We start from the raw sequence: 3,809 nt of genomic DNA, 5'->3' as shown, positions 1-3,809 counted from the left end.
CGCCGAGGACACCGCACGGCTCACGGCCCGCCTGGGCCGCGCGCGGGCCCACGGTGAGCGCAGCGTCGGCACCCCCGACCCCGGCGCGGTGTCGTTCGCGCTGGTCGTAAGCACGGCCGGGGAGCACCTGTGCTGATCGGGTCGAGCCTCAAGACCTACCTCGGCCACGCCCGCACCTGCGACTGGCTGCGGGCGGTCGCCGCGATCGCCGCCGGGCACCGGGCCGTCGCCTCCGGGGCGGCGACGCTGTTCGCGCTCCCCCAGTTCCCGTCCATCCCCGCGGCCGTGGAGATCGCCCGCCCCGCCGGGATCGCCGTCGGCGCCCAGGACGTGGCCGTGCACGACGACGGCCCGTGGACCGGGGAGGTCACCGCGCCCGTGCTGGTCGAGGTGGGCGCCACGCTGGCCGAGGTCGGGCACGCCGAGCGCCGGGCCCACTTCGGCGAGACCGACGACGTCGTCGCCGCGAAGACGCTCGCCGCACTGCGCAACGGCCTCACCCCGGTCCTGTGCGTCGGCGAGACCGACCGGTCCGGGGCGGGGCGGGCCGCCGACGCCGTGCGGGCCCAGGTCGACCACGCGCTGGCTCCGGCACTCGCGGCCGGGCACACGGGTCCGGTCATCGTCGCCTACGAGCCCGTCTGGGCGATCGGCGCCCCCGAACCGGCCCCGGCCGCGCACGTCAGCGCGGTCGGGTCGGCGTTGCGTGCGCACGTCGCGGGGCGCCCGGGCGCCGCGGTGATCTACGGTGGGAGTGCCGGGCCGGGCCTGCTGCCCCGCATCGCCGACGGCGTCGACGGCATGTTCCTGGGCCGCTTCGCCCACGACCCGCGCGCCGTCGCCGCGATCCTCGACGAGGTCGCCGACCTGGAGGGAGCCCGATGAGCGCCAGCACCCCGGGGCTGCGCGGCGGGATCGAGCGCCGCGGCCTGCGCGACCACGTCTACGAGCGCATCCTCGAGCTGCTGCTCTCCGGCGGGCTCGAGCCGGGCACGCGGCTGGGCATCGACACCATCGCGCGCGACCTCGACGTCTCCCCCACCCCGGTGCGCGAGGCCATGGTCCAGCTGGAGCGGACCGGCCTGGTGACCCGCGAGGCACTCAAGGGCTACCGGGTCGCGCCGCCGCTGGCCGCCGACCAGCTCGCCGAGCTCTTCGACGCCCGGCTGATGCTGGAGACCACTGCCGCGAGCATGGCCGCCCCCGCGACCCCGGCCATGCTCGCCGAGCTGCGGTCCGCGCACGCCCGCCACGCCGCGGCCGGCGAGCGCGTGGCCGCCGCACTCGCGCAGGGCCGGGTCGACCCGTCGCTGACCGCGGAGTACTTCGCCGCCGACACCGAGTTCCACGACGTCGTGCTCCACCACGCCCGCAACCGCTACCTCGTGCAGATGTCGGAGACCCTCGGCGCCCAGGTGCACCGGATGCGCCAGACCGCGCTGCAGGGGGTCCCCGACGTCGAGGAGGCGGTCGCGGAGCACGGCGGCGTCGTCGACGCGTTCGCCTCCGGCGGCGTGGACGAGCCGGTGGCCGCGCTGCGCCGCCACCTCGACAACGTGCGCGAGCGCTCGCTGCGCTTCGAGCGCGGGGCCTGACCCGCCCGTCCCGATCGACATCCCCCGAACGGTTGACCCCGCTCGTCAATCCTATAGGATCTATCCAAGATCGCATGTGCACCGAAGGAGCCGCCATGCCCACCACACCCCCGGTCCCCGCGCCGGAGGACTGGCCGATCGCCGTCTGCATGCACGGGTTCGCCCCCGTGGGACCCGACGGGGTCGCGCTGCACGACGCCCCCGCCGAGCGCTGGGACGACGTGTTCGCCCAGGTCGCCGCCCTCGGGTTCACCGAGCTGGAGATCGCCGACTCCCACATCCGGCCCGCCGACCTGGAGCCCTCGCGCCGCGAGGAGCTGCGCGCGATCGCGACGCAGCACGGCGTCGCGATGATCTCGGTGCACGTGCAGCGCCAGAGCGTGCTGCAGCCCGGCCGCGAACAGCGCAACCTCGACTACGCCCACCGCACCATCGACGCGGCCGCCGAGCTGGGCATGACGGTGTTCTCCACCGGCCTGCACCACCCGTTCTCCGAGGCGCAGAAGAAGGCGCTGTGGTTCTGGACCGCGCCCGGCTGGAAGGACCCCGACGACGCCGCGACCCGGGCCACCGCCGTCGCGCGGCTGCGCGAGCTCGGCGAGCACGCGGCGTCGGTCGGCCTGCCGATGGCGCTGGAGATGTACGAGGACACCTACCTCGGCACCGCCGACTCCGCCGTGGCGCTGGTGCACGAGATCGGGCTCGACAACGTCGGGCTCAACCCCGACATCGGCAACCTCGTCCGGCTGCACCGCCCCATCGAGGACTGGCGCGAGATGCACGCCAGGACGCTGCCGTACGCGAAGTACTGGCACGTGAAGAACTACACCCGCGACGAGGCCGGCGACGGCTCGTGGTTCAGCTCCACGCCGACCTCGATGGAGCTCGGGCTCATCAACTACCGCCAGGTCGTGCGCGACGCCGTCGAGCTCGGCTTCCGCGGGCCGTTCCTGATGGAGCAGTACGGCGGCGACTCGCTCGGCGTCTGCGCCACCAACCGCGACTACCTGCGCGGCCTGCTCGCCACCATCCGGAAGGACCGTTCATGACTCTCGAGGGACGCACCGTCGCGGTGATCGGCAGCGGCTACATGGGCGGCGGGATCGCCCAGGTCCTGGCCCTGGCCGGGGCCGAGGTCCGCATCGCCGACGTCGACGCCGACACCACCCGCGCCAACCTCGACCGGCTCGTCGCGGAGGCCCGCGCCTTCGCCGCCCAGGACCTGTTCCCCGCCCACGCCCCCGACACGATCGCCGGGCGCGTGCACGCCGCGGAGTCGTTCGAGGCCGCCGTCGAGGGCGCCGACTTCGTCGAGGAGGCGGTGCCGGAGAAGATCGGGATCAAGCACGAGGTGCTGCGCCGGGTCTCGGCCGCCGCCGCGCCGGACACCGTCATCGGGTCCAACACCTCCACCATCCTCATCGGGCGGATCGCCGAGGCCGTCGCGCGGCCGGAGCGGTTCCTGGGCGTGCACTTCTCCAACCCCGCGCCGTTCATCCCCGGCGTCGAGGTCATCGCGCACGCCGGCACCGACCCGGCGATCCTGCCCGGCGTCGAGGAGCTGGTGCGCGCGGTCGGCAAGCAGCCCGCGCGCATCTCCGACGCCGACGGCTTCGTCCTCAACCGTCTGCAGTACGCGCTGTTCTCCGAGGCGTCCCAGCTCGTCGACGAGGGCGTCGCGAGCGCGGAGGACGTCGACACGATCGTCCGGACCACCTTCGGGTTCCGGCTGCCGTTCTTCGGCCCGTTCGCGATCGCCGACATGGCGGGCCTGGACGTCTACCGGTTCTGCTTCGAGTCGCTGCAGGGCCGCTGGCCCGAGCGCTTCGCCACCCCGCGGGCGCTGGCCGAGCACGTCGAGAACGGCCGGCTGGGCACCAAGTCCGGCGGCGGGTTCCTCGACGTCCCCGCCGAGCGGGTGCCCGAGCTCGTCGCGTACCGCAACAAGGCCTACGCGCGGATGGCGCAGCTGATCGACGAGCTGGGCCCGGCCCCGCTCGGGAAGGAGGGCGACCGATGACCGGGTTCCCCGCCGAACGGACCGTGATCCTCACCGGGGCGGGCTCGCCGCGCGGGATCGGGCGCTATGCGGCCGACCACCTCGCCGCGGCCGGCTGGCACGTCGGGCTGATCGACATCGACGGCGACGCGGCCGCGGCGACCGCCGCCGGGATCGCCGAGCGGCACGGGGTGTGCGCCGCGGGCGTCGGCGCC

Annotated in this window: 5 protein-coding genes and 1 pseudogene; all 6 read left to right on the top strand. The window is 74.8% G+C overall.

What is annotated here, in order from left to right:
- Nucleotides 1-136, top strand: a 136-nt coding sequence (locus GTW08_RS02005; protein WP_161151311.1) for a DAK2 domain-containing protein, incomplete at its 5' end; no start/stop codon positions are given.
- A complete protein-coding gene (locus GTW08_RS02000) occupies nucleotides 130-885 on the top strand; it encodes a triose-phosphate isomerase family protein (protein WP_217266866.1) in 756 nt (251 codons plus the stop codon). The genes GTW08_RS02005 and GTW08_RS02000, both read left to right, overlap by 7 nt.
- On the top strand, nucleotides 882-1,595 hold the full coding sequence (locus GTW08_RS01995; RefSeq protein WP_073574775.1) for a GntR family transcriptional regulator: 714 nt from the start codon (nucleotides 882-884) through the stop codon (nucleotides 1,593-1,595). Before GTW08_RS02000 ends, GTW08_RS01995 begins: the two co-directional genes overlap by 4 nt.
- A gap of 95 nt (nucleotides 1,596-1,690) precedes the next feature.
- The gene (locus GTW08_RS01990) at nucleotides 1,691-2,644 is read left to right on the top strand and encodes a sugar phosphate isomerase/epimerase family protein (protein WP_073574774.1); all 954 of its coding nucleotides are present in this window, start codon (nucleotides 1,691-1,693) and stop codon (nucleotides 2,642-2,644) included.
- Entirely contained in the window at nucleotides 2,641-3,615 is a 975-nt protein-coding gene (locus tag GTW08_RS01985) for a 3-hydroxyacyl-CoA dehydrogenase family protein (RefSeq protein ID WP_073574773.1), read from the top strand. Before GTW08_RS01990 ends, GTW08_RS01985 begins: the two co-directional genes overlap by 4 nt.
- A pseudogene (locus tag GTW08_RS01980) lies at nucleotides 3,612-3,809 on the top strand (short-chain dehydrogenase); the annotation flags it as partial. The gene GTW08_RS01985 and the pseudogene GTW08_RS01980, both read left to right, overlap by 4 nt.

It is taken from the genome of Pseudonocardia sp. SID8383, assembly GCF_009864975.1.
In the GTDB taxonomy this organism is placed as follows: domain Bacteria; phylum Actinomycetota; class Actinomycetes; order Mycobacteriales; family Pseudonocardiaceae; genus Pseudonocardia; species Pseudonocardia alni.
This window is presented reverse-complemented; position numbering and strand designations above follow the sequence as displayed.

Bases quoted from the DNA above. Each gene is read 5' to 3' on its own strand.
- GTW08_RS01995 (WP_073574775.1), top strand. From the start codon at position 882: ATGAGCGCCAGCACCCCGGGGCTGCGCGGCGGGATCGAGCGCCGCGGC.
- GTW08_RS01990 (WP_073574774.1), top strand. From the start codon at position 1,691: ATGCCCACCACACCCCCGGTCCCCGCGCCGGAGGACTGGCCGATCGCC.
- GTW08_RS01985 (WP_073574773.1), top strand. From the start codon at position 2,641: ATGACTCTCGAGGGACGCACCGTCGCGGTGATCGGCAGCGGCTACATG.